The following is a 25,783-nucleotide window of genomic DNA, read 5'->3' as shown; positions in this document are numbered from 1 at the left end:
CCCGCCCGGTACGCACCCCTCCGGAACCGCCGGTCCGCCCCCAGCCCGTAGCAGCACGAACGGAACGCCCATGCCCTCCGCCCTCCCGGTACCCGGCACCGCCGGGGAACCGGCCGCAGCCGTCCGCCGTGTCCGTACGGCCATGTCCGAGCAGACCGTGCCGTCGGACAGCCGGATCGGCCCGGACGGACGCGGAGTGGCGGTCACCGTCTACGGGCCCTGGGGCAGCGACGTCCTGATCGCACCGGCCGACGGCCCCGGACTCCCGCTGCCCACCGCCCCGTCCGACCCCGCCGGACGGTCCCGGCACACCCCGCGCTGGCTGCCCGACTCCCGGACGGTCCTGCTGGTCACCGAACCGGTCCGGCCCGGCCCCCCGGTGCTGACCGCCTGGGACACCCGGACCGGCGAACACCGCGAACTCGCCACCGTCCCCGGCGCGGTGGAGGAGCTGTACGTCTCCGACGACGGAACCGAGATCCTGCTGCTGGCCGCCGACGACGGGGCCGAGCGCGACGGGATGAACCTGGGGCTGCCGGTCCGGCTCGGCCCGGCCCCCGCACCGGTCTCCCACCACCCGGACGCCGGACGGCGCCGGCTGCTCCACGCCCCGCTCCGGCCCGCCGACGGATCCGGACTGCCCGCGCCCGTCGAGCTGCGGGACGCCGGCCCCGCCGGGCTGACCGTCTGGAACGCCGCCTGGCGCGGCGGCCGCACCGCCGTGGCCACCGTCTCCGAGGAACCGCTGCCCGCCGGCTACTACCACGCGCGGCTGGCCCGGATCGACCTCGCCGACGGTTCGGCCGTCACCCTCCACGAACCCCTGGGGCAGCTCGCGGCGCCCGCGCTCGCCCGGGACGGCCGCCGTGCGGCGGTCGCCGAGGGCATCTCCATCGTCGCGGGCCGCCCGCTCCTCCTCGACCTCGACGACCCCACCGCCCCGGCCGCGGGAACACCCGGCGCCGACGACGTCACCTGGACGGGATTCCGCCCGGACGACGAGGACCGGCTCCTGACCGCCGGATGGAGCGGCACCGGAAGCCGGATCGCGGAGATCCGGGCCGGGAGGGTCACCGTGCTCCACCAGGAGCGGGCCGTGCTCGGCGGGGCCGGCGCCCAGCCCGCCCTCAGCCTCAGCGCCGACGGCCGGACCGCCGCGACCGTGCGCGAGGCCCCCGGCGAACCGCCCCGGGCCGTCGTCGCACCCACCTCCGGCCCCGACGCCTGGACCTGGCGGCCCGTCACCGCCCCGGACCCGGCCGCCGCCCGCCGGGACGGGGGCCACGGCGACCTCGCCCGGATCCGGACCCGCGACACGGCCTGGACCGCCCCGGACGGCACCCCCGTACACGGCCTGCTGCTCGACGCCCCCGCCCCGGAGCCCGGCCCGCGCCCGCTCGCCGTGGTGCTGCACGGCGGCCCGTCCTGGCAGTGGTCCGCCGGATACGCCCCGGCCGACGTACTCGGCCTGGCACCCGCCCTGGCCGCCGCCGGATGGCTGGTGCTCCTGCCCAACCCGCGCGGCAGCAGCGGCTACGGCCTGGACCACGCCCGCGCCGTCGTGGGCGCCTGCGGCGAGACGGACCTCGACGACGTCCTCAGCGGCGTCGCCCACCTGGTCGCCGGGGGCGAGGCACTGCCCGGCCGGACCGCCGTACTCGGCCACAGCTACGGCGGCTTCCTCGCCGCGCTCGCCGCGGCCCGCACCGGCGCCTTCCAAGCCGCCGTCGTGGTCTCCGCCCCCACCGACTGGCTGAGCTTCGCCCACACCTCCGTCATCGGCGGCGGGTACGAGGAGACGTACGCCATCGGCGACGCCCGCACCCCCGAGGGCCGCACCGCCCTCCTCGACCGCTCCCCGCTCTTCGCCGAGGGCGGCGGCGCCACCCCCGTCCTCGTCCTGCACGGCGAGCACGACCGGATCACCCCGCCCGGCCAGGCGCACGAGCTGTACCGCGCCCTGGCCCGCCGCGCCGGGGCCCCCGTCGAGCTCCACGTCTACCCCGCCGAGGGCCACGAGTTCACCGACCCCGCCCACCTGCTGGACGCCACCGCCCGCGCCGAGCAGTGGCTCGCCCGGCACACCGCCCCCGGGGCGGCGCCCCGCCACGGCACGAAGGACACCCCGTGACCGACACCGGCCTCCCCCCGGCCGCCCCGCCGCCCCCCTGGCACACCCGGCTGCGCGACGCCCTGCCCCTGCGCCACGTCGCGCGGCGGCTCGCGGGCACCGCCGGGCTGCTGCTCGTCCTCTCGCTGGCCGTCTTCGCCCTGCTCCGGTTCGCCCCCGGCGACCCCGCCCGTACGCTCCTCGGCACCCGCAGCGCCACCCCCGAGGCGCTGGCGTCCGTCCGGGCCGCCCACCACCTGGACGAGCCCTTCCTCACGCAGTACGCGCGCTGGCTGACCGACGCGTTCGGCGGCGACCTCGGCACCTCCATCCGTACCGGCGAGAGCGTCGCCGCAGCACTGGGCGAACGGCTGGCCCTCACCGGCCAGCTCGTGTTCGCGGGCTTCGCCGTCGCCCTGCTGCTGGGGCTCCCGCTGGGCGTGCTGGCCGGGCTGCGCGCCCGGCGGCCCGTCGACCGCGCCGTACAGAGCCTCGGCGTCCTCGCCCTGTCCACCCCGGCCTTCGCCGGCGGCCTGCTCCTCATCTACGTCTTCTCCCTGATGCTGGGCTGGCTGCCCGCGTACGGGCCCGGCGCGGGCGGCACCGACCGGCTGCTCCATCTGCTGCTGCCCGGCATCACCCTCGGCCTCGCCGTGACCGCCGTACTGATCAAGCTCGTCCGGGCCGCCGTCATCCGCGAACTGGCCCGGGAACACGTCACGTTCGCCCTGGCCCGCGGCGTACCGACCCGCACCGTGCTCGTCCGGTACGTGCTCCGGGGCACCGCCGTGCCGGTCACCACCGGCATCGGACTCGTCCTCGCGTATCTGCTGGCCGGCACCGTGCTGGTCGAGCAGGTCTTCGCGCTGCCGGGGCTCGGACAGCTCCTCGTCCAGTCGGTGACCTTCAAGGACATCCCCGTCGTCCAGGCCGAGGCGCTCCTGCTCGCCGCCCTGATCTGCCTCGCGAACCTCGCCACCGACCTCACCCACCCCCTGGTCGACCCCCGGCTGCGCACCGGCCAACCCCGCCGCGCCCCCGGCCGGACCGCACCGGACGAGCCCGCCGAGGTGACGGCATGACCACCCCCTCCGCCACCGTCGCCACCACGCCCGCGAAGCGGACCGGGCGGCGCCTGTTCGGCCCGCTCACCACCGTCTGCGCCGTGGCCGCCGCCCTCCTGGTCGCCGCCGCCGTCGCCGGACAGTGGCTGTTCCCCGACTGGAACCGGCAGGACCTGCTGGCCACCGGCGCCATGCCCGGCGACGGACACCTCCTCGGCACCGACGAGCTCGGCCGGGACATCTGGCACATGCTGATCGCCGGGGCGCGCAGCACCCTGGCCGGGGCCGCCCTGGTCGCCGTCGGCTCCATGCTCATCGGCAACCTGCTCGGCCTGGCCGGCGGCTACTTCGGCGGCCCCGCCGACACCGCCGTACGCCGCCTGGCCGACCTGCTGCTGGCCCTGCCCGCCCTGCTCGTCACCATCGTCGTCGCCGGGATCGGCGGCGGCGGGTACGCGCTCGCGGTCGGGGTCCTGATCGTGCTGACCTCGCCCGGGGACATCCGGCTGGTCCGGTCGGCCGTCCTGGAGCAGCGCCACCGCCCGTACGTGGAAGCGGCCCGGACCCTCGGCCTGCCCGCCCGGACGATCATGGTGCGGCACATCTGGCCCACCGTGCTCCCGGTCGTCGTGGCCAACACGATGCTCAACTTCGCGGGCGCGATCGTCGCCCTGGCCTCGCTCTCCTTCCTCGGCCTGGGCGTACCGCCCGGGGCCCCGGACTGGGGCCGGATGCTCGCGGAGAACCGCACCCTCCTGTACGACAACCCGGCGGCCGCCCTGGCACCGGCCGTCGCCGTGATCGTCTCCGCGGTCGTGGTCAACCTCCTCGGCGACCGGCTGTTCGAGTACTTCTCCGACCGGAGGCCCTGATGACCGAGGACCACACCGCCACCGCGCCCCTCCTGGAGGTCACCGGCCTGCGGATCGCCACGACCGGGGCCGCGTCCGGACCCGCCACCGTCCTCGACGGGATCGCCCTGACCGTCGCGGCGGGGGAGTGCGTCGCGGTCGTCGGCGAGTCCGGCAGCGGCAAGTCGCTCGCCGTGCGCGCCGTCGCCGGACTGCTCCCCGAGGGCGTCGCCGTCACCGGCGGCACCGTCCGGCTGGCCGGCCAGGACGTCGGGCAGCTGCCCCGCGCCGAACGGCACGCCCTGCGCGGCCGCCGGATCTCCCTGCTCATGCAGGACCCGTTCACCATGCTCCACCCGCAGCTCACCTGCGGACAGCAGATCGCCGACGGGCTCCGCGCCGACCTGCCCGCCCTCGCCGCGGCCCGCGGACGGCGCGCCCGCCGCGCGGCCCTGCGCGCCGAGACGGTACGCCGGCTCGCCGAGGTCGGCCTCGCGCCGGACGTCGCCGACCGCTACCCCCACGAACTCTCCGGCGGCATGCGCCAGCGCGTCGCCACCGCCGCCGCCCTCGCCGGCGACCCGGAACTCCTCGTCGCCGACGAACCCACCACCGCCCTGGACGCCGCCAACCAGCGAGCCGTCCTGGAACTCCTGCGCGGCCTGCTGGACCGGCGCGGCATGGGGCTGCTGCTCATCACGCACGACCTCTCGGTCGCCTTCGCCACCTGCGACCGGGTCTACGTCCTGTACGCCGGGACCGTCCTGGAGGAGGGCCCGGCGGCCGACCTGCGCCGCGCCCCCCGCCACCCGTACACCGCCGCGCTGCTGGCCGCCGAACCCTCGGCCCACGTACGGCACGAACGGCTGCCCACGGTCCCCGGCTCCGTACCCCCGCCGGGGCGGCGGACCGGCGGCTGCCCCTTCGCCGACCGCTGCCCGCACGCGGCCCCGGAATGCCGCACCACCGCCGTCACGCTCCGGGTGCCGCCCCCGCTCCCGGGCCGCCCGGACAGCGGCGGACGGCTCTCCGCCTGCGTACGGCTGGCCGGGATCGGCGCCGACCTCACCCCGCCGTCCCCCGTACCGGCCGCCACCGGCACCGTCCCCGCCGTGGACGAGGACGAGGACGAGGGCGAGGACGCCGTACCGGCCCTGCGGATACGCGGAGTGCGCCGCACCTTCCGGGACGGCGGCGACCCCGCCGTCCGCGACGTGGACCTGACCGTGCCCGCCGGGCGGATCACCGCGCTGGTCGGGGAGTCCGGCTCCGGGAAGACCACCCTGGCCCGCATCGCCGCCGGCCTGGAGACCTTCGACGAGGGCCGGGTGGACGTCGGCCCCGTCCCGCTGACCGCCGGACGGCTGCCCACCCGGGCGGAGCGGGCGCGGCTCGCCCCGCAGGTGCAGATCGTCTTCCAGGACCCGTTCTCCTCGCTGCCCCCGCTGCGCACCGTCGGAGCCACCCTGGCCGAGGCACTGACCGCCGCCGGCCGGATCACCGGCGACTCGGCGGCCGCGCGCCGCGCCCGGCGCACCGAACTCGTCGGGCAGCTGCTCGACCAGGTCGGCCTGGAACGCTCCTACGCCGATCGGCGCCCCGCCGCGCTCTCCGGCGGCGAACGCCAACGGGTCGCCCTGGCCCGCGTGTTCGCCGTCCGGCCCAGGCTGCTGATCTGCGACGAGGCGGTCGCCGCGCTGGACGTGTCCGTCCAGGCCCAACTCCTCAACCTGCTGGCCGACATGCAGCGCGCCGAAGGGTTCGCGGTGCTGTTCATCACCCACGACCTGGGGGTGGTGCGCCAGATCGCCGACGAGGCCGCGGTCATGGTCCGGGGCGAGCTGGTCGAACGCGGCACGGTGTCCGAGGTCCTGGACGACCCACGTCATCCGTGGACCCGCCGGATGCTGGACGCCGTACCGGGCTTGGACCCGTCCGTGTCCCCGTCCTAAACTGACGCCCGCCCAGGCCCGTGCCACCGCACCGCCGAGCCGGAGGAGCAGGGGCGCCGCCCACCGGGACCGCCGCCCGGCCGAAGGAGACGTCCGCGATGCCAGTGCCGGAAGGCCCGCCGCCCGCAGCCGCACCCGCCCGCACCCCGGCGACGAACCGCCCCGCGACCGGCGACGTCGTCCGGACCGCGCTGTCGGTCAACCTCAACCGCCGCCGTCTCGCCCGGGGCTGGAGCCTGCGCGAGATGTCCGCCGAGACCGGGATCAGCAAGGGGCTGCTCTCCCAGATCGAACGCGGCGAGGCCAACCCGACGCTGGACGTCGTCACCCGCATAGCCGCCGTCCTGCGCACCGACCCCGCCGACCTGCTGCGCGGATCGCTGCGCGAACCGGAGATCCTGCGGGCCGGCGACATCGACGAGCCCGACGGCGAGAGCGCCGTCAACCTCCTCTTCGCCGCGCACGGCCACAGCCGCTTCGAGGTCTACCGCTCCCGCCTCCACCCGCACGCCCAGAGCCAGATCAGCTCGCACGGCACGGGATCCGTGGAGTACGTCATGGTCGTCTCGGGCCGGGTCACCCTCGTCGTCGACGAGGTGCCCCACGAGCTCCACGCCGGGGACAGCGCCCGCTTCGACGGCCGGGTCAGCCACTACTACACGACCGAGGACAGCCCGGCCGCCACCCACAGCATCGTCGGCTACCCGCTCTCCTGACGGATGGGTCCGCCCCTCCGCCGGGCGGCGTACGGCCCGTGACGCCGTCCGGGCGCGATCCGGCCGGGACACCCCAGCGGGTACAGTGCGCGCGGCGGCAGTCCGGTTGTTCCAGGGAGGGGAAGCGTGACCGACACCAGCGAGGCCCGGCCCACGGACGGCGCGGCGGAAGCGAACCGGCTGCGCCGCCTCATGCGCTACGTCCCTCTGATCGCCCCCGTGCTGCTGTGGGCCGTGCCCTGCTGGGTGCTGCTGCACGCCGGCCAGGACTGGCCGCCGCTCGTGCGGGTGGGCGGCAGCGCGCTGTTCGTCCTCGGGCTGGCCGTCATGCCGCTCGCGATGGTCCGCGGCCACGGCGGGCGGCAGCAGGACCGGGCGGCCATCGTCGGGGACACCCTTCTCGGGGCGATCTGGGTGCTGTTCACCTGGTCCGTCCTGCTCGGCGTCGTGCTGTACCCCGCCCTGGGCGCGGCCGACATGGGCGACGGGCAGGACCGGGCCCGCGCCGTCACCTGGGCGGTCCTCGGCGTGACCGCCGCACTGCTCGTCTGGGGGTACGCGGAGGCCCGCCGGGTGCCACGGGTACGCCGGATCGACGTACCGCTCCCGCGCCTGGGGGCGGGACTGGACGGCACCCGCGTCGTCCTCGTCACCGACACCCACTACGGGCCGCTCGACCGCGTCCGCTGGTCGGAACGGGTCTGCGAGACGGTCAACACCCTGGAGGCCGACCTGGTCTGCCACGCCGGCGACATCGCGGACGGCACCGCCGCCCGCCGCCGCGCCCAGGCCGCCCCGCTCGGCACCGTGCGGGCCACCCGCGCCCGCGTCTACGTCACCGGCAACCACGAGTACTACAGCGAGGCCCAGGGCTGGGTCGACCTGATGGACGAGCTGGGCTGGGAGCCGCTGCGCAACCGCCACGTACTCCTCGAACGCGGCGGCGACACCCTGGTGGTCGCCGGGGTGGACGACGTCACCGCCGAGTCCTCCGGCCTGGCCGGTCACCGCGCCCACCTCGCCGGAGCCCTGGACGGCGCCGACCCCGCCCTGCCCGTCCTGCTCCTGGCCCACCAGCCGAAGTTCATCGACCGGGCCGCCGCGGCCGGCATCGACCTCCAACTGTCGGGCCACACCCACGGCGGCCAGATCTGGCCCTTCCACCACCTCGTCCGCATCGACCAGCCGGCCGTCGCCGGCCTCAGCCGCCACGGCGCCCGCACACTGCTCTACACCAGCCGCGGTACCGGTTTCTGGGGCCCGCCGTTCCGCGTCTTCGCGCCCAGCGAGATCACCCTGCTGGTCCTGCGCTCACCGCAGCGGCCCTCCGGGACCCCTGCTCCGTGACCCGGGGAGCCCGCACGCCCGCCGGTGGGCGTGCGGGGACGGGCCCGGCCGCTCCCCGGCCCGCCGTCACGCCGCCCCCGGCGCCCGCCTGCCCTTGTGGTTGACCTTCATGGTGTCCATGTCCGTCACCGTGGAGCGCAGCGGGCCGTGGCCGTACCCCTGCCCGTCCAGATACGTCTCCGCGCGGTCCTCGGCGATGGCACCCGCCATCTCCTCGCCGTCCTCGGCGTCGGAGACGACCACGTAGCGGAAGCTGAAGTGCTTGAGCACCCGGTCGTAGGCGAGCGTGCCCTCCTCGGTGAAGCGCATCGCGGTCAGCCCGTGCTCGTCGACCTCGGCGAGCAGCCGGGCCCGCGCCGTGTCCGTCAGCCCGTCCCAGGTGCCGCGCACGATTACTCGGTAGGTGTGCTGCGTGCTCATCGTCTTCCACTCCGCGTTCCGGTGCATGTGCCGCGCCGCTCGCGGCGCGGGCGGGGTCGGGGCCAGGGTACGGCGGTACGGGCGCGGCGCATCCGAATTTCCGGGCGCCGTAGGCGGCGGCCGCTTTTGCCGAAGTCTGACAGCGGCGCCCCTGGTCAGGGAATTGCCGAGCGTGTTCCATGGTCATCGGGCGCCCGGACCCGCGGCGGCCCGCGTGAGGGAACGAGGTTGCCTTGGCCACGACCGTACGACGTGCCGTACTGACCCTGCCCGCCGCACCGCTGGGCCCGGAGAATCCGCTGCCCGCGCTGCGGCCGCTCGACGAGATGCACATCATCGACGAACGCGAACGGGCCGCACTGCCGCGCGACATGGCCCGCCAGATCGGCTACCGGCCCCTGACCACCGTACTGCCGGTGCGTGTCCTCGACGGCTACGGCCGCGAGCGCACCCCCACCGCGATCGACACGATCGTCATCGAGAACGACCGGCTGCGCGCCACCGTGCTGCCCGGCCTCGGCGGCCGGATCCACTCCCTCCACCACAAACCCACCGGCCGGGAACTCCTCTACACCAACCCGGTCCTCCAACCCGCCGACTTCGCGCTCAACGGCGCCTGGTTCTCCGGCGGCATCGAGTGGAACATCGGCGCCACGGGCCACACCACCCTCTCCTGCGCCCCCGTCCACGCGGCCCGCGTCCCCGCGCCGGACGGCGGCGAGATGGTCCGCCTCTGGGAGTGGGAGCGCCTGCGCGACCTGCCGTTCCAGGTCGACCTGTGGCTCCCCGAGGACTCCGACTTCCTGCACGTCGGGGTCCGCGTCCGCAATCCGCACGAGCACACCGCACCGGTGTACTGGTGGTCCAACATCGCCGTCCCCGAAGGGGACCGCACCCGCGTCCTGGCCCCCGCCGACGAGGCGTGGCACTTCGGGTACGAACGCTCCCTGACCCGGGTGCCGGTCCCGGTCTCCGGCTCCGTGGACCGCACGTACCCGCTGCGCGGCGACTTCCCCGCCGACTACTTCTACGAGGTCCCCGACGGCGCCCGCCGCTGGATAGCCTCGCTCGACGAGCACGGCCACGGGCTCGTCCAGACCTCGACCGACCTGCTGCGCGGCCGGAAGCTGTTCGTCTGGGGCGGCGGTGCGGGCGGCCGCCGCTGGCAGGAGTGGCTCACCGAACCCGGCACCGTCGGCTACGCCGAGATCCAGGCCGGGCTCGCCCGCACCCAGCTGGAGCACGTACCGCTGGAGCCGGGCGGCGAGTTCAGCTGGCTGGAGTCGTACGGCCCGCTCTCCGCGGACCCGGACACCGTGCACGGCGAGGACTGGGCCGCGGCCCGTGCCGAGGCCGAGGGACGGCTCGCGAAGGCGCTGCCGCGCGCCGATGTCGACGCCGCGTACGCCGCCTGGCGGCGCTGTGCCGACACCGCCCCCGGCGAGTCGCTCGCCACCGGTTCCGGCTGGGGCGCGCTGGAGGTCCGGCGCGGCGGGTACGAGCTGCCCGGCACCCCGTTCGCCGAGTCCACCCTCGGCGAACAGCAGCGCCCCTGGCTGGAATTGCTGGACCGGGGCGCCTTCGCGGAGCCGGACCGGACGGTCCCGCCGGGGCCCTCCCTGGTCTCCCCGCACTGGCGCGACATGCTGGAGACGGCCCCGGCCGACCCGCTGACCGAATACCACCTGGGCATCGCCCAGTGGCACGCCGGGGACCGAGCCCAGGCGGTGCGCAGCTGGGAGCGCGGGCTGGCGACGGCCCCGTCCCGCTGGCCGCTGCTGCGGTGCCTGGCCGTCGCCGCCGGGGACGGGCGGCAGGGGGAGCGGGCGGCGGATCTGCTGGCCGAGGCCTTCGACGACCTGGGCGCGCGGCGCGACGGCGGCGAGGAGTGGACGGCGGCCGCGGCGGCGCTGGGCCGGGAGGCGGTCGAGGCGCTGCTGGCGGCCGGGCGCGCCCCGGCGGCCCGGACCGTGTGGGACGCGCTGCCCCCGGAGGTCCGAAGCCGCGGCCGCTTCCGGCTGCTGGAGGCCCGGCTGCTGATCGCCGAGGGCGACCGGGGCGCCGCCCGGGCCGTCTTCGACGCGGGCTTCGAGGTCGCCGATCTGCGCGAGGGCGCGGAGATCCTGGGCGAGGTGTGGGCCCGGATCACCGACGAGCCGCTGCCGGACGCGTACGACTTCCGGATGCGCCCGGGCGGCTGAACGCGGAGCCCCGGGCCGGTCGGACCGGCCCGGGGCTGGGCTCAGCGGGCCCCGTCGGGCGCCGGGTTGCGGTCGGCGTACTCGAAGACCGAGCCGTCCGGGTGGACGGCGATCAGGTTGCGGCCCACCGGCGTCGGCACCGGCCCGGCGAGGATGCGGGCGCCGACCCGGGTGAGGTCGGCGTACGCCTCGTCGACGTCCTTCACCGCGATCGTCGCCGTCACCTTGCGCAGGATCTCCAGCTCCGACTCCGGGCCGCTCATCAGCAGGAAGCAGCCGATCGCGGCGACCGACACCCCGCCGCGCTCGAAGCGGAGCGCGGGACTGCCGGTGAGCTCCTGGTAGAAGGCCGTGGCGGCCTCCAGGTCGTCGACGCAGATCCGGAGCGTGGTTCCCTGAATATCCATGCGGCCAAGGGTAGTTGCAGGTGTCATCCGGTGAGGCCGGTTCCGGCCCGGTCAGGCCCGGCAGAGCACCTCGCCGTGCGGGACCATGAACCAGGCGTCCTCCCGGGTGCCCCACGCGCGCCACGCGTCGGCGATCGCCGCCAGTTCCCCGGCGCTCGCGAAGCCGCCGGTGACGGCCCGCTCCGCGTACGAGGAGCCGACCGTGCGGTCCGCCCACAGACCGCTCCACCAGGCCCGGCTCTCCGGGGTGGCGAAGCACCAGTTCCCGGCGGACGGGGTGATGTCGGTGAAACCGGCCTGCCGGGCCCAGGAGAGCAGCCGGCGGCCCGCGTCCGGCTCGCCGCCGTTGCCCCGGGCGACCCGGCGGTACAGGGCGAGCCAGTCGTCCAGGCCGGGCGCCTCCGGGTACCAGCTCATCGCCGCGTAGTCGCTGTCGCGGGCCGCGACGATGCCGCCGGGGCGGCACACACGCCGCATCTCGCGCAGCGCCCGCACCGGGTCGCCCACGTGCTGGAGCACCTGATGGGCGTGGACGACGTCGAAGGAGTCGTCGGGGAAGTCCAGGCCGTGGACGTCGGCGGTCGCGAACTCCACGTTCTCCAGGCCGCGTTCGGCCGCCACCGCGGCCGCCCCGGTGAGCACCTCGGCCGAGGTGTCCACGGCGGTCACCCGGCCGGGGGCGACCAGGGCGGCCAGGTCCGCGGTGATGGTGCCGGGGCCGCAGCCGACGTCCAGTACGGAGAGGCCGGGAGCGAGCCGGTCGATCAGATAGGCCGCCGAGTTGGCGGCGGTGCGCCAGCGGTGCGAGCGCAGCACCGACTCGTGGTGGCCGTGGGTGTAGACGGCGGTCTCCTCGGGCATGGCCGTACGTCCTTTCCGGAACGTGGGCGGGCGTGTCCCGGCGCACGACGGCCGGGGCACGGACGGCGGAACGCCGATCGGTGCGTCCACCGTACGCCGAGGGGTCGCATGGTGAGATGCGTGTCTTGTCATATGGACGGCGGCCCGTTGCCGGGTCAGAAGGCGGCTGACTACGCTGGGTTCGGCGCTCCGGCCGCCCCGCACCGCACGAGAGGCAGAAGTGAACGCACCGCACCTGGACGTGGCCGTGCCCGAACGGGCCGAGCTCGGCGAGGGCCCGACCTGGGACGCCGCCACCGGCCGGCTGATCTGGGTCGACATCCTCTCCGCACGCGTCCACACCTACGACCCGGCGAGCCACCGCCGTACGGTGCTCGCCACCGAACAGCACGTCGGCGCGGCCAAACCCCGCGCGGGCGGCGGGCTCGTGGTCCATCTGCGCGACGGCATCGGCCTGTACGACCCCGACGGGGCCTTCCGCTGGCTGGTCCGCGACCCGGTGCCGGGCCGGCGGGGCAACGACGCGGCGGTCGCCCCGGACGGATCGCTCTGGGCGGGCACCATGCGGTACGACGGGGCCGAGGGCGGCGGAAACCTCGCCCGGTTCGCGGCCGACGGCACGGTGAGCGAGGTACTGTCCGCCGTGTCCTGCGGCAACGGCATCGGCTGGAGCCCCGACGGGCGGCTGATGTACTTCATCGACACCCCCACCCGCCGGATCGACGTCTTCGACGTCGACGGCCCGCACGCCGTGCGGCGGCGCCCGTTCGCCACCGTCGAGGAGGGCGCGGGCTTCCCCGACGGGCTGACCGTCGACGCCGAGGGCGCCGTCTGGGTCGCCCTCTGGGACGGCGCCGCGGTGCGCCGGTACACGCCCGACGGCGCCCTGGACCGGGTCGTCCCGCTGCCGGTGCGCCGCCCGACCGCCTGCGCCTTCGGCGGCGCCGGCCTGCGCGACCTCTACATCTCGACCGCCCGTACCGGGCTCACCGCACCGCACCCGCTCTCCGGCGCACTGCTGGTGCTGCCCGACGCGGGGCGCGGACTGCCCCAGGCGGCCTTCGCGGGCTGACGCCACCGGGCGCGCCCGCCCGATCCCTCGTATAAAGGGCCTGACGTGTGAAGGGCCTGACGTGACGGCGCGGCGGCGAAGGAGGACCGGATGGCGCGGCGGCCGACCGGGCGGACCGACGACCGCTCCGTACGCGAGGACCGGGGCCCGGTCCGCTACGGGCCGCCCGCCCCGGACCCCGGCCTGCCCGTCCTGCCCGAACTGGCCGCGGTGCTCGCCTCGGCGGCCGACTCCGGCGCACCCGAACCGACCGGCGGCGGCGCGCCCCTGCGCGAGGCCGCGACCGCCTACTGGCGGCGGCGCGGACTGCACGGCGGTCCGGAGCACGTCGCCGCCGCCCCGGGCGCCTCGCCGCTGCTGCTCGCCCTGATCGCCGCGCACGGCGGCGACGTGCTCGTACCGCGCCCCTGCCCGGCCAGCTGGATCCCGCAGGCCCGGCTGCTCGGCAGGCCCGCCTACCAGGTGCCGACCCCCGCCGAGTGCGGCGGAGTGCCGGACCCGTACGCGCTCCTGGAGACCGTGCGCAGGGTGCGCGCCGAGGGCGGCAGGCCCCGGCTGCTGCTGGTCTCCGTCGTCGACGACCCGACCGCCACCGTCGCCCCGCCCGAGCTGGTGAGCGAGGCGTGCGAGGCGGCGATCGCCGAGGGGATGCACGTCATCAGCGACGAGACCTGGCGCGACACCCTGCACCGGCCGCGCGACACCGTTCTGCTCAGCCCGGCCGAGATGTTCCCCGACGACGTCACCGTCCTCTGCGACCTGGCGGGTGCCCTGGCCCCCGCCGCCTGGCCGGTCGCGGTCGCCCGCTTCCCGGGCACCGCGCGGGCCGCGCTGCGCCACGCCCGTACGCTCGACATCCTCACCGCGCTCGGCGCGCACGTCGCCGGACCGGTCGCCCGGGCCGCCGCCCACGCGCTGCGCGAACCGGAGGCCGTGACCGACCGGGTCCGCCGGGCCGCCGCGCTCCAGGCCCAGGTCGCCGCCGCCGCGCACCGCGCGGTCCTGGCCTCCGGCGCGCTGGCCAGACCCCCGCAGGCGGGCCGCCACCTCTACGCCGACCTCGGGCCGCTGCGGGCCCGGCTGGCCGAACGCGGCGTCACGGACTCGCTGGAGCTGGAGGAGTACCTGACCGAACGGCTCTCCACCCCGACCCCGGGCGGGCACCGGTTCGGCGACGAACTGGGGGCGCTGCGGGTACGGCTGGGCACCGGCCCGCTGCTCGGGACGACGCCGGAACGGCAGCGGGAGTCGCTCACCGCTGTGGCGCCCCTCGAATTGCCGCACGTGGCCGAAGCGCTGAGCATTTTCGGGACGGCCCTGGCCGAACTGCGCTGACGATCCGCCGGGCGGTTCCGGGCGGGGAACCGCGAGACGGGAGTCGACCGATGGCGGAACGGACCGGGCGCCCCCGCGCCGCGACCACGCTCCCGCGCACCGCCCCGCGCCCGCCCGGCGAGATCCGGCACTGGCCCCGGAGCTTCGCCGACCGGCTCACCGCACCCCTCCCCGGTGTCATGGCCATGTCCCGGCTGGTCCGTGAGCGCGCCCTGCGGCCCGACGCCGAGGGACGGCGCGGCATCCCGCACCTCCCGTACGCCCCCGCACCCCTCCCGGCCGTCCCCGCCGGCGGAACCTGCGTCACCTGGGCCGGGCACGCCGGCTGGATCGTCCGCACCGGCGGGCTGACCGTCCTCACCGACCCCGTCTGGTCCCGGCGCATCCTCGGCACGCCCGCCAGGATCACCCCGGTCGGCGTCCGCTGGGAGGACCTGCCGCCGGTGGACGCCGTCGTCATCAGCCACAACCACTACGACCACCTCGACGCCCCCACCCTGCGCCGGCTGCCCCGGGACACCCCGCTCCTCGTCCCCGCCGGGCTCGGCCGCTGGTGCCGCAGGCGCCGCTTCACCCGCGTCACCGAACTCGACTGGTGGGAGGCGGTCGAACTGGGCGGCGTCCGCTTCGACTTCGTACCGGCCCACCACTGGTCCCGGCGCACCCTCACCGACACCTGCCGCTCGCTCTGGGGCGGCTGGATCATCGGCGCCCCCGGCGGCCGGCGCGTCCACTTCGCCGGGGACACCGGATACGGGCACTGGTTCGCCGAGATCGGCCGCCGCCACCCCGGGATCGACCTGACCCTCCTGCCGATCGGGGCGTACGAGCCGCGCTGGTGGCTGGGCGACGTGCACCTGGACCCCGAGGAGGCGGTACTGGCCCACCGCGACCTCGGCGCCCGGGCGATGGCGCCGATGCACTGGGCCACCTTCCTGCTCTCCGCGGAGCCCGTGCTCGAACCGCTGGCCCGGCTCCGTACCGCCTGGGAACGGGCCGGCCACCCCCGGGAACTGCTCTGGGACCTCCCGGTCGGCGCCTCGCGGATCCTCGGCCCGGAGCCGTCGCCGGTCAGTGACCGAACCGGGCCCGCGTCCGCCGCCACACCGCCGGACCGCCGCTGACCAGCAGCGTCAGCCCGACCGCCGCGACCACGCCCTGCCACGGCTCGGGGAAGAGCGAACCGCCCAGGATCCCGATCAACTGATACGTCGCCGCCCACGCCAGACACGCCGGCACATCGCCACGGGCGAACCTGCGCAGCGGCATCCGGCCCAGCAGGCAGGCCAGCATCACCGGTATCCGGCCCGCCGGCACCAGCCGGGACAGCACCAGCACCATCGCACCGTGCTCGTCCAGCTTCCGCTGCGCCTGCGCGAGCCGCTCCGGGGCGGCCCGGTCCCGGATCGTGTTCAGCCAGCGGGACCCGTTCCGCGACCGCACCCCGCGCTGACCGAGCCAGTACAGGCACAGGTCACCGACGAACGCCGCCGCCGAGGCCACCAGGAAGACGATCAGCAGGGAGAACGGCGACGACTGGTGGAGCGCCACCACCCCGGCCGAACTCACCAGCGCCCCCGTGGGCACCACCGGCACCAGCGCACCCAGAGACACCAGCAGGAACAGGGACGGATAGCCGACCGCCTGCTGCGTCGACTCCGGGGGCAGCTGCCCCACGACCTGCGCGATCACCCGGCGGCCTCCGGCCGTATCCGCTCGCCGTGCGCCAGCCGGTGCACCGCCACCTCCGGAACCAGCAGCGCCGACTTCCGGACGAACTCGTCACCCGGGGCGTGGAACTCGTGCGGCCGGACCCCGTCCATCCCGATCGGCCAGTACGTGCCGTAGTGCACCGGCACCGCCGACCGGGGCGACAGCAGGGCCAGCGCCTGCGCCGCCCGGCCCGCGTCCAGATGGCCGTGGCCCAGGTACGGGCCCCAGCCGCCCACCGGCAGCAGCGCCACGTCCACCGGCCCGACCGCGTCCGCCATCCCGTCGAAGAGCCCGGTGTCGCCCGCGAAGTACGTCCGCGCCTCGCCCTCGACCACGAAACCGAGCGCGGGGGAGCGGTGCCGGCCCACCGGCAGCCGCCGCCCGTCGTGCAGCGCCGGAACCACCCGCACCCGCACCTCGCCGAGCCGGACCGTGTCGCCCGGGACCACCTCGGTGATCCGCAGCTCCAGTGCCGTACCCAGCGACCGCAGCCCCGGCACCGCGCGCACCGCGCCGCGCGGCACCACCAGCCGGCTGCCCGGGGCGAGCCGGGCCAGCGACGGCAGATGCAGATGGTCGGAGTGCAGATGCGAGACGAGCACCGCATCGGCCACCGCCGCCTCCGGACCCGGCAGCTCACCGCGGCGGCGGCGCAGATGGGCGAAGCGCCGCGCGAACAGCGGATCGGTCAGCACCCGCACCCCGGAGTCCTCGATGGTGCAGGTGGCATGACCCCACCAGGTGACTTCCACCGGCACGTGCCGCCTCCTCGCTCCCGGGCCGTTCCCGCCGTGTCCTGCTGTCGAGCCTAACGAACCGGGTGGGGGCGCACGGAGGCCTTCCCGGCCTGCGCCCCGCACCTCCCCGTGGTCCCGGCACGCGCCTTCTTGCGCCGCCGTGCGAACGGTAGGGTCGCCGACAGGGCTCAGCAGGGGGGACGGCCATGGGGGACAGGACGGACGTACGGGTGGCGGCCATCGCCAGCCTCACGCCGCTGGAGGAGCTCGACGACGATCCGTTCCTCGTGGACACCCGCGGCCAGCACGACATGTGCGCCCGCTGGGCCGCGGACAAGGGGTACGTCGTCACCCGCCAGCTGCGCTTCTACGGGCTGCGCCCCGACCACCACGCCTTATGGACCGACGTGGAGAGCGGCGAGGTGGAGCTCTTCGTCGCCGCCAGCGACCGCGTCCTGGCCCGCGCGGTCACCTCGGTGCCGGAGTTCGCCGCCGAGTGCGAGCGGCGCGGGGTGGGGCTGGAGATCGCGGGGCTGGACGAGCCCCGCTACACCCCCCGCACCAAGGCGAACGTGCACCGAAGACTCTCCATGCCGACGGCCGGCTACGACGGCTGCTGACCGGACCACCGGCCGCCGTGCCCGGCACCCCGCCGACCCGCTGTGAAAAGCTGGGGGCCCAGGGCCCGGAACAGCGGGGTCCGGACAAGAGGTGGAGCGGCGTGGTCGACGGGCGATGGCGGACGGCCGGCAGCGCCCTGATGCGCGTGGTCCTGGTGTGGGCGGCATCGACGCTCACGATGCTGGTGCTCGCCGGGATCCTGCCCGATTTCCACCTCCAGTCGGCCGACGGCGACAGCATCACCAAGACCGCGTTCACCGCGGCCTGGGGCGCCGGGGCCTTCGGCCTCCTCTCCGCCCTGGTCTGGCCGGTCCTGGTAAGGGCCCTGCTCATCGTGCCCGCGCTCGTCCTCGGCCTGCTCGTCTTCTTCCTCAACGGCTCGCTGCTGCTGCTCGCCCTGCGCCTCATCCCGGACGGGCGCGGCGCCGCCAACCCGGAGACCGCGGTCGTCGTCGCCGCCGTGATGTCCGCCGTCGCCTCCGCCACCTCCACCGCACTCGCCGTCCGCGACGACAACGCCTACCGGCGCAGGCTCTCCCGGCTGGCCGACCGGCGCCGACGGCGCAGCGGAGCGGACGGCGGGCGCAGCGGCCCGCCCGGCACCGTCTTCCTCCAGCTCGACGGGGTCGGCCACGAGGCCCTCACCCACGCCGCCGGGACGGGGCTGATGCCGACCGTCGCCCTCTGGCTGGCGGACAAGGAGGAGGGCCACCGGCTCACCCCGTGGCGCACCGACTGGTCCAGCCAGACCGGTGCCAGCCAGCTCGGCATCCTGCACGGCAGCAACCACGACGTCCCCGCCTTCCGCTGGTACGAGAAGGAGACCGGCGACGTCATGGTCTCCAGCCGCCCCGCCAGCGCCCTGGAGCTCCAGCGCCGGGCCGTCGAGCGCACCCGCGACGGCGGGCTGCTCACCCTGGACGGGGCCAGCCGGGGCAACCTCTTCAGCGGCGGCGCCGACCAGCTGGCCCTCGTCCTGTCCATGGCGGCCCGGTTCGGCAAGGGCCGCCGCTCCCGGGCCGGGTACTTCGCGTACTTCTCCGACCCGGCCAACGCCGTGCGCACCGCGCTCTCCTTCGCCGCCGAGGTCGGCCGGGAGATCGGCCAGTCGACCCGGGCCCGGATGCGGAAGGTGACCCCCCGGGTCAAGCGCGGCGGCCTGTACCCCTTCATCCGGGCCTTCGCCACCGTGGTCGAACGCGACGTGGTCGTCTCCGCCGTCATCGGGGACATGTTCGCCGGACGCACCGCCGTCTACGCCGACCTGGTCGCGTACGACGAGGTCGCGCACCACTCCGGACCGCACAGCCGCGACGCGGAGAAGGTGCTCGCCCGGCTGGACCGCTCGCTCGCGCTGATCGCCAAGGTCGCCGAGCACACCCCGCGCACCTACCGGATCGTGCTCCTCTCCGACCACGGGCAGAGCCCCGGGGAGACCTTCGAGGGGGCGTACGGGCTGAGTCTCAAGGAGCTGGTGCGGGCGGGCTGCGGGCTGCCGGTGCCCCGCCGGGCCCAGCGCACCCACAGCGCGTCCGAGGCGCGCGACGCGGTACGGATCGCTCTGCACCGGCCGGTCGACGAAGGCGTGGCGGAACCTTTCGCCAAGCCGTCCGACCCCGTGGTCCTCGCCTCCGGGAACCTCGGCCTGATCTCCTTCCCCGACATCCGGGGGCGTGCCTCGCGCGAACAGCTCGACCGGAGCCGCCCGGCCCTGCTCGGCACCCTGGCCAACCATCCGGGCATCGGCTTCCTGCTGGTCCGCAGCGAGCGCCACGGGTCGGTGGTGCTGGCGCGCGGCGGCCTCGAGGTCCCGGTGGCGGAGCTGGTGGACGGCGAGGGCCCGCTGGCCCCCTTCGGCCCCGGCGCGGCGGACGCGGTGCGGCGCACGGACACCTTCCCGCACGTCGCCGACATCATGGTCAACTCGATGTACGACGGCGCCACGGGCCGCGTCCACGCCTTCGAGGAGCAGATCGGCTCGCACGGCGGCCTGGGCGGCGAGCAGTCCCGGCCCTTCCTGCTGTGGCCGTCCGTCCTGTCCGCGCCGGTCGCCCCGGGCGAGGAGCTGGTCGGCGCCGAGCAGGTGCACCGGGTGCTGCGGCGCTGGCTGCGGGAGTGCTCGGGCCCGCAGGTCCCGCTGGTCCCGGACGAGGAGGACGAGGGGGAGCCCCCGCTCCGGGCGGCCGGCTGACGGGCGGCCGAGGGGCGTTGTCAGTGGTGGACGGCAGGATGGGGGCCATGACGAACTCAGCTGTTGTGCTCGCCGACACCGCCGCCTACGCCGCCGCGGTCGAGGAGGCGACGCGGGCCGCCGCCGCGTACTACGCCGCGGGTGAGAGCACCCTCGACGACGACGCCTACGACCGGCTGGTGCGGGGGATCGCCGCCTACGAGCAGGAGCACCCGCAGGAGGTGCTCGACGCCTCTCCCACCGGCAAGGTGGCGGGCGGCGCCGCGAGCGGCGACGTCCCGCACACGGTGCCCATGCTCTCCCTGGACAACGTCTTCTCGGCCGAGCAGTTCGTCACGTGGACGGCCTCGCTGGAGCGCCGGATAGGCAGGCCCGTCGCGGCCTGGAGCGTGGAGCCGAAGCTCGACGGGCTGGCCGTCGCGGCGCGCTACCGGGCGGGCCGCCTGGAACAGCTGATCACCCGCGGCGACGGCACCGCCGGCGAGGACGTCTCGCACGCGATCGGTACGGTGGTGGGCCTGCCCGAGCAGCTCGCCGAGCCGGTGACGATCGAGATGCGCGGCGAGATCCTCATGACCACCGAGCAGTTCGAGCGGGCCAACGCCGTCCGCACCGAGCACGGCGGCGCCCCCTTCGCCAACCCGAGGAACGGCGCCGCCGGCACCCTGCGCGCCAAGGACCGGGCGTACACGGTCGAGATGACGTTCTTCGCCTACGGCGCGCTGCCGCTGCCCGGGTCCGGCGAGCTGGCCGACACCCTCGCCGAACTCCCGCACAGCGAGGTCCTCGGACACGTCGCCCGGCTCGGCGTGCACACCGCCGCGGACACGGACGTCGCGCCGCGCACGGTCGCCACCGTCGAGGAGGTGCAGAGCGGGGTCGAGGAGATCGCCGCCCGGCGCGCCACCCTGCCGTTCGGCATCGACGGCATCGTGATCAAGGCCGATCTCGCCGCCGACCAGCGCGAGGCGGGCTCCGGCACCCGGGCCCCGCGCTGGGCCATCGCGTACAAGCTCCCGGCCGTCGAGAAGGTCACCCGCCTCCTCGGCGTCGAGTGGAACGTGGGCCGGACGGGCATCATCGCGCCGCGCGCCGTGCTGGAGCCGGTCGAGATCGACGGCTCGACCGTCAGCTACGCCACGCTCCACAACCCCGCCGACATCACCCGCCGTGACCTGCGCCTGGGCGACCGGGTGATGGTCTACAAGGCGGGCGACATCATCCCCCGCATCGAGGCGCCCGTCGCCCATCTGCGGACCGGCGAGGAGAAGCCGATCGAGTTCCCCGGGGCCTGCCCCCAGTGCGGCTCGGAGATAGACACCAGCGAGCAGCGCTGGCGCTGTGTCCGGGGCCGCGCCTGCCGCCTGGTCGCCTCGATCTCGTACGCGGCGGGCCGCGACCAGCTGGACATCGAGGGCCTCGGCACGACCCGGGTCGTCCAGCTCGTCGACGCCGGCCTGGTGACGGACTTCGCCGACCTGTTCACCCTCGACCGCGAGCAGCTGCTGGGTCTGGAGCGGATGGGGGAGACCAGCACCGACAACCTGCTCGCCGCCATCGGGGCGGCACGGACGCAGCCGCTCTCCCGGGTCTTCTGCGCGCTCGGGGTGCGCGGCACGGGACGCTCCATGTCCCGGCGGATCGCCCGCTACTTCGCGGAGATGGACCGGATCAGGGCGGCCGACGCCGAGGAGCTCCAGCGGGTCGACGGCATCGGCACGGAGAAGGCCGCCGGGGTCGTCGCCGAGCTGGCGGAGCTGGCCCCGCTGATCGAGAAGCTGGTGGCCGCCGGGGTCAACATGACCGAGCCCGGTGCCACGCCGCCGCCCCCGCCGGGGGAGGAGACCGGGGCGGACGAAGGCGCCGAGGCCGGGGAGGGGCTGCCGCTGGACGGGATGACCGTGGTGGTCACCGGGGCCATGACCGGAGCCCTGGAGAAGCTCTCCCGCAACGAGATGAACGAGCTGATCGAGCGGGCCGGCGGCAAGTCCTCCTCCAGCGTCTCCAAGCGCACCTCGCTCCTGGTCGCCGGGGAGAAGGCCGGCTCCAAGCGCACCAAGGCGGAGGACCTCGGCATCCGGATAGCCACGCCCGACGAGTTCGCCGGGCTGATCGCCGACTTCCTGCCGCAGCCGGTGTGAGCCGGTCCGGGTCCGGTTCCCACGCCCGCCCGGCACACGGGGGCCGGGCAAGCAGCGGAACCGGATCCGGACGGGGCGGCCGAGCCCTTGGAATCTGATCGGGAGTGGCTTTCTTTGCCTCCCTATTGCATAGTGAGGGCTCGGCCATGCCTCGCAATCAGCGGGCGCATGGGTGTGTGCGGCCGCGTGGGCGAGCCGGGGGAGGGACGATGCGTTCACTGCACCGCGGACCGCGGCTCGGCCCGTCCGCCCACCGCGACCATCGGGGCGCCACCCGCGGTCTCGCCCTCGATCTCGGCAGCTCCCGCACCCGGGTCTGGGTACCCGGGCACGGTGTCCTGCCCGACCCGGACGTCCACGGCGCCCCCGGCGCCGACGGCCCGTCCGGTACGGGCGCCGGCCATGGCCGCCCGGTCCGGCGCGGCCGGATCGTCGACCCCGACTCCTGCGGCCGGATGCTCGGCCGGATCGCCGACACGGCCCTGGGTGCGGACCGCACCGGCACCGTGATCGTGCTCAGCCACCCCGTCCTCACCGGTCCCCGGCACCGCGCGGCGGCGCGCGAACTGCTCGCCGCCCTCGGGCCGTCCACGGTGATCGCCCTCGACAGCGCGCGGGCCGCCGCCGCGTCGGCCGGGCCCCGGGACGGCGGCCCGCTGCTCGTCGTCGACATCGGCGCCGGGCTGACCGAGGCGACCCTCCTCGTCGACGACCGGGTCCGCGACGCCCGCCAGGCGGAGACCGGGCTGGGCGATCTCGACCCGGCCGGGCCGCCCACCGCCGTCGTCCACGCCGTTCTGGAGATGGTCCTGGACATGTGGCAGCAGGACCGGCACGGCGCCGTCCTCGGCGCCCTGCGCAAGGGCCCGCTGCTCACCGGAGGCGGCGCCGCCCGCCCCGACATCACCGACCGGATCGCGGCCCGCCTCGGCACCCCGGTACGCCTCGCCGACGATCCGGCGACCGCCGTCGTCCGCGGCGCCGGGATGGTCCTCAGCTCCGTGCTCCGCCAAGCCGCCACGGTCGCCCTCCCGACCGGCCGAGCCGGGTGACCCCCCTCCCGGGGCCGCCCCCGGGGAACGTGCCCCCGAGGGCACGGCCGGACGTCCCGGCACACCACCGCGCCGCGCGGGCGGCCCGGCTGCTCCTCGCCGCCCTCCTGCTCACCGCGCTCGCCGTCACCGGCGGCGTCCCCTCCACCACCGGCTCCGTGCTGCCCGCCCGGCCCTCCGCCGGGGTGCCGCCCTCCGCCGCGTACACCCCCGGGGCCCACCGGCCCACCCCGCACACCGACCGCACCGCCGGCACCGGCGCCGGTACCGCCCAGGACCTCCGCCGGGCCCGTACCGCCGCGACGGCCGGGCACACGATCCACCCGCAGACCGGCCCCGCCCCGCAGCCCCGGGCCGGCCGCGACCAGGCCCGTACCGCGCACCACCTCCCGCCGCCCCCCGGCCCCGCCGCCCTGCCGCCCGGCACCCCCGGCAGCCTCCCCCCGCTCCGTCTCCACCAGCCCGCCCCCGCCGCGCCGCCGCGCGCCGCCGGGCGCCCGCGCGTCGCGCTCCCCGGCGTACGGGGACCTCCGAGGACGGCCGTCCACCGTCCACCGGTCCTGCCACCGGCCCCGTCCCACAGCACCGCCGTTCCGTCCCCGCCGAGGTGAGGGCGGCCGGCGCCCCCTCGGAGGAAACCCATGACTCGCGCCACCACGGTGCGGGCGGTTCTGGCTGCGGCCGTACTGCTCGTCTCCGTGCTCATCACGCTGACCATGTCACCCAGACTCGGCCTCGATCTTCAGGGCGGCACCCGGATGGTGCTCCAGGCCAAGGACTCGGACACCGCGAAGGCGGACCGGGAGAGCACCGACCGCACCCTCGAAGTGCTGCGCCAGCGCATCGACTCCCTCGGCGTGGCCGAACCGACCCTGACCCGTTCCGGCGAGGACCGGATCATCGTCGAACTCCCGGACGTCCAGGACCCGCGCAAGGCCGCCGAGGTGATCGGCCGCACCGCCCAGCTCGGCTTCCACGCGGTCCAGGGCCCCGGCACCGAGGACGGCGCCGGGAAGGAGAAGGACGCCGGGAAGGAGAAGAAGGACGGTCCGACCTTCCGCGACGAGCAGGGACGCGCCCTCGACCTGGGCCCCGTCCGGCTCACCGGGGCGGGCGTCAAGGACGCCGCCGCCGAGTTCGACGCCCAGCAGGGCGCCGGCTGGACCGTCTCCCTCGACTTCCACAAGCAGGCCGGGAAGGACTGGACCCGGCTGACCGGCGAGGCGGCCTGCTACCCGGAGGGGGACGAGCGCCGTCGCGTCGCCATCGTCCTCGACCAGCAGATCATCTCCTCGCCGCAGGTCTCCCCCTCGGTCGCCTGCAAGGCGGGGCTGCCCTCCGGCTCCACCCAGATCACCGGATCGTTCGGCGCGGACGAGGCCCGCGAACTGGCCCTGCTGATCAAGGGCGGCGCCCTGCCGCTGCCCGTCGAGATCGTCGAACAGCGGACCGTCGGTCCGACGCTCGGGGCCGCCGCCATCGACGCCAGCGCCCGCGCCGCCCTCATCGGCGCCGCCGCCACCGCGCTCTTCATCACCATCGTCTACCGGCTCTTCGGCGCACTGGCCGCCGTCGCGCTCGCCGCCTACGGGCTGATCTCCTACGCGGCCCTGGTAGCCCTCGGCGTCACCCTCACCCTGCCCGGCCTGGCCGGGTTCGTGCTGGCCATCGGGATGGCGGTCGACGCCAACGTCCTGGTCTTCGAACGGGCCAGGGAGGAGCACGCCCAGCATCCCGGCCGGACCCTGCGCTCCTCGCTGACCGCCGGATTCCGCGGGGCCTGGAGCGCCGTCGCCGACTCCAACGTGACGACGCTCATCGCGGCCGGGCTGCTCTTCTTCCTCGGCTCCGGGCCGGTCAAGGGCTTCGGTGTCACCCTCGCCATCGGTGTGCTCGCCTCGATGTTCTCCGCGCTGGTCATCGCCCGCGCGCTCACCGAGATCGCCACCGGATCCCGGTTCGTCAACGACTACCGGGGCATCAACGGCATCGGGATCCCCGGCCGGGTCCGCACCTGGCTGACCCGCCGCGACCCCCGGCTGATGAAGTCCCCGCGCCGCTGGCTGACGGTCTCCGCCGTCCTGGTGGCGGTCGCGGTCCTCGGCATCGTCGTGCGCGGGGTCAACCTGGGCGTCGAATTCACCGGCGGCCGCCTGGTCGAGTACTCGACGAGCCGGCCCGTGGACGTGGAGCGGGCCCGGACCCTCCTGGCGGGCGCGGGCTTCGGTGACGCCGAGGTCACCACGGCGGGCGCGGGCGACCTCTCCGTACGCACCGCCGGACTCGGCAACGACGACGAGCGGGCCGTGCGCGCCGCCCTCGCGAAGGAGGGCGGCGAGACCACCAAGGTCCGCGACGAGCTCATCGGCCCCAGCCTCGGCGACGAACTGCGGCGCAACGCGCTGATCGCGCTCGCCATCGCCGTACTGGTGCAGCTGGCGTACCTGGCCGTCCGGTTCCGCTGGACCTTCGCCCTGGGCTCGGTCGCTGCCCTGGTCCACGACGTGATCATCCTGGTCGGGGCCTTCGCCTGGCTCGGCCGGACCGTCGACGGGATCTTCCTGGCCGCGCTCCTCACCGTCATCGGATACTCCGTCAACGACTCGGTGGTGGTCTTCGACCGGGTGCGGGAGATCTGGGCGAAGGCCCGCCGCACACCACTGCCCGTCGTCGCGGACCGGGCCGTCGTCCAGACCGTTCCGCGCACGGTCAACACCGGGATGGGCGCGCTCTTCATCCTCGTCGCACTCGCCGTGCTGGGCGGCGACTCCCTCGCGGACTTCGCCCTGGCCCTGCTCATCGGCATCTGCGTCGGCACGTACTCCTCGGTGCTGACCGCCGTACCCGCCGCCCTGGTCCTGGAACGGAGCAGCAAGGCCCCGCCGCCCGCCCGCAAGCGGTCCCCGGGCCGCCGCTCCGGTACGAAGAAGCCCCAGCGCGACCCGTACGACAACGGGGCACGCGTGTAGGACCGCGCCCCCTCCGACGGCCC

The 25,783-nt window shown here is 75.7% G+C and carries 21 protein-coding genes; 16 read left to right on the top strand and 5 right to left on the bottom strand.

Going from position 1 to position 25,783, the window contains the following annotated elements; translation table 11 throughout:
* Positions 1-70 precede the first annotated feature (70 nt).
* The 6 genes from ACIQGQ_RS22825 to ACIQGQ_RS22800 all read left to right on the top strand — a co-directional run bounded on the left by ACIQGQ_RS22825 (position 71) and on the right by ACIQGQ_RS22800 (position 8,040).
* A complete protein-coding gene (locus tag ACIQGQ_RS22825) occupies positions 71-2,131 on the top strand; it encodes an alpha/beta hydrolase family protein (protein WP_402398465.1) in 2,061 nt (686 codons plus the stop codon).
* Positions 2,128-3,192: an ABC transporter permease gene (locus ACIQGQ_RS22820; RefSeq protein ID WP_402398464.1), complete on the top strand. Its 1,065-nt coding sequence runs from the start codon at positions 2,128-2,130 to the stop codon at positions 3,190-3,192. Before ACIQGQ_RS22825 ends, ACIQGQ_RS22820 begins: the two co-directional genes overlap by 4 nt.
* Positions 3,189-4,046, top strand: coding sequence for an ABC transporter permease (locus ACIQGQ_RS22815; protein ID WP_402398463.1), 858 nt, complete (start codon positions 3,189-3,191; stop codon positions 4,044-4,046). Before ACIQGQ_RS22820 ends, ACIQGQ_RS22815 begins: the two co-directional genes overlap by 4 nt.
* Positions 4,046-5,977, top strand: a complete 1,932-nt coding sequence (locus ACIQGQ_RS22810) for an ABC transporter ATP-binding protein (RefSeq protein WP_402398462.1) — start codon at positions 4,046-4,048, stop codon at positions 5,975-5,977. The genes ACIQGQ_RS22815 and ACIQGQ_RS22810 overlap by 1 nt, the downstream gene beginning before the upstream one ends.
* Before the next feature lie 98 nt (positions 5,978-6,075).
* Positions 6,076-6,693, top strand: coding sequence for a helix-turn-helix domain-containing protein (locus tag ACIQGQ_RS22805; protein WP_402398461.1), 618 nt, complete (start codon positions 6,076-6,078; stop codon positions 6,691-6,693).
* A gap of 126 nt (positions 6,694-6,819) precedes the next feature.
* On the top strand, positions 6,820-8,040 hold the full coding sequence (locus ACIQGQ_RS22800) for a metallophosphoesterase (RefSeq protein WP_402398460.1): 1,221 nt from the start codon (positions 6,820-6,822) through the stop codon (positions 8,038-8,040).
* 66 nt (positions 8,041-8,106) lie between these two features.
* On the opposite strand, the gene ACIQGQ_RS22795 is transcribed toward ACIQGQ_RS22800, so the two are convergent.
* On the bottom strand, positions 8,107-8,460 hold the full coding sequence (locus tag ACIQGQ_RS22795; protein ID WP_402398459.1) for a DUF6204 family protein: 354 nt from the start codon (positions 8,458-8,460) through the stop codon (positions 8,107-8,109).
* Positions 8,461-8,693: 233 nt separating this feature from the next.
* On the opposite strand from ACIQGQ_RS22795, the gene ACIQGQ_RS22790 reads away from it, so the two are divergent.
* A complete protein-coding gene (locus ACIQGQ_RS22790) occupies positions 8,694-10,661 on the top strand; it encodes a DUF5107 domain-containing protein (protein ID WP_402398458.1) in 1,968 nt (655 codons plus the stop codon).
* A 41-nt stretch (positions 10,662-10,702) separates the two neighbouring features.
* Here the strand turns inward: ACIQGQ_RS22790 and ACIQGQ_RS22785 are convergent, their stop codons facing one another.
* Positions 10,703-11,068: a VOC family protein gene (locus tag ACIQGQ_RS22785; protein WP_402398457.1), complete on the bottom strand. Its 366-nt coding sequence runs from the start codon at positions 11,066-11,068 to the stop codon at positions 10,703-10,705.
* Positions 11,069-11,119: 51 nt separating this feature from the next.
* Positions 11,120-11,929, bottom strand: coding sequence for a methyltransferase domain-containing protein (locus tag ACIQGQ_RS22780; protein WP_402398456.1), 810 nt, complete (start codon positions 11,927-11,929; stop codon positions 11,120-11,122).
* A 220-nt stretch (positions 11,930-12,149) separates the two neighbouring features.
* On the opposite strand from ACIQGQ_RS22780, the gene ACIQGQ_RS22775 reads away from it, so the two are divergent.
* From ACIQGQ_RS22775 to ACIQGQ_RS22765, 3 genes are all read left to right on the top strand, one after another.
* Complete coding sequence (locus ACIQGQ_RS22775; protein ID WP_402398455.1) at positions 12,150-13,001, top strand: SMP-30/gluconolactonase/LRE family protein; 852 nt, start codon at positions 12,150-12,152, stop codon at positions 12,999-13,001.
* Between the two features lie 90 nt (positions 13,002-13,091).
* Positions 13,092-14,336, top strand: coding sequence for an aminotransferase class I/II-fold pyridoxal phosphate-dependent enzyme (locus ACIQGQ_RS22770; protein WP_402398454.1), 1,245 nt, complete (start codon positions 13,092-13,094; stop codon positions 14,334-14,336).
* 50 nt (positions 14,337-14,386) lie between these two features.
* Positions 14,387-15,460, top strand: coding sequence for an MBL fold metallo-hydrolase (locus ACIQGQ_RS22765; protein WP_402398453.1), 1,074 nt, complete (start codon positions 14,387-14,389; stop codon positions 15,458-15,460).
* Here the strand turns inward: ACIQGQ_RS22765 and ACIQGQ_RS22760 are convergent.
* Together ACIQGQ_RS22760 and ACIQGQ_RS22755 are read right to left on the bottom strand one after the other, a co-directional pair.
* Positions 15,408-16,028: a DedA family protein gene (locus tag ACIQGQ_RS22760; RefSeq protein ID WP_352280682.1), complete on the bottom strand. Its 621-nt coding sequence runs from the start codon at positions 16,026-16,028 to the stop codon at positions 15,408-15,410. The genes ACIQGQ_RS22765 and ACIQGQ_RS22760 overlap by 53 nt on opposite strands.
* On the bottom strand, positions 16,025-16,807 hold the full coding sequence (locus tag ACIQGQ_RS22755) for an MBL fold metallo-hydrolase (protein WP_402398452.1): 783 nt from the start codon (positions 16,805-16,807) through the stop codon (positions 16,025-16,027). Before ACIQGQ_RS22755 ends, ACIQGQ_RS22760 begins: the two co-directional genes overlap by 4 nt.
* 185 nt (positions 16,808-16,992) lie before the next feature.
* Here ACIQGQ_RS22755 and ACIQGQ_RS22750 point away from each other — a divergent pair, with 185 nt between their 5' ends.
* The 6 genes from ACIQGQ_RS22750 to secD all read left to right on the top strand — a co-directional run bounded on the left by ACIQGQ_RS22750 (position 16,993) and on the right by secD (position 25,760).
* Positions 16,993-17,406: a hypothetical protein gene (locus ACIQGQ_RS22750; RefSeq protein ID WP_402398451.1), complete on the top strand. Its 414-nt coding sequence runs from the start codon at positions 16,993-16,995 to the stop codon at positions 17,404-17,406.
* A 140-nt stretch (positions 17,407-17,546) separates the two neighbouring features.
* Positions 17,547-19,598 (top strand): phage holin family protein, encoded by a 2,052-nt coding sequence (locus ACIQGQ_RS22745; protein ID WP_402398535.1) that lies wholly within the window; start codon positions 17,547-17,549, stop codon positions 19,596-19,598.
* A gap of 38 nt (positions 19,599-19,636) precedes the next feature.
* The gene (gene ligA / locus ACIQGQ_RS22740) at positions 19,637-21,739 is read left to right on the top strand and encodes an NAD-dependent DNA ligase LigA (protein WP_402398450.1); all 2,103 of its coding nucleotides are present in this window, start codon (positions 19,637-19,639) and stop codon (positions 21,737-21,739) included.
* A 209-nt stretch (positions 21,740-21,948) separates the two neighbouring features.
* On the top strand, positions 21,949-22,791 hold the full coding sequence (locus ACIQGQ_RS22735; RefSeq protein WP_402398449.1) for a rod shape-determining protein: 843 nt from the start codon (positions 21,949-21,951) through the stop codon (positions 22,789-22,791).
* A gap of 29 nt (positions 22,792-22,820) precedes the next feature.
* Positions 22,821-23,402: a hypothetical protein gene (locus tag ACIQGQ_RS22730; RefSeq protein WP_402398448.1), complete on the top strand. Its 582-nt coding sequence runs from the start codon at positions 22,821-22,823 to the stop codon at positions 23,400-23,402.
* Positions 23,403-23,432: 30 nt separating this feature from the next.
* Positions 23,433-25,760, top strand: coding sequence for a protein translocase subunit SecD (gene secD, locus ACIQGQ_RS22725; protein ID WP_402398447.1), 2,328 nt, complete (start codon positions 23,433-23,435; stop codon positions 25,758-25,760).
* The last annotated feature ends 23 nt before the right edge of the window (positions 25,761-25,783 follow it).

Origin of the sequence: Streptomyces sp. NPDC092952, assembly GCF_044754785.1 — a bacterium.
Lineage (GTDB): Bacteria > Actinomycetota > Actinomycetes > Streptomycetales > Streptomycetaceae > Streptomyces.
Note: the sequence above shows the minus strand (reverse complement) of the source record. Positions and strands in the feature narration are given on the sequence as shown.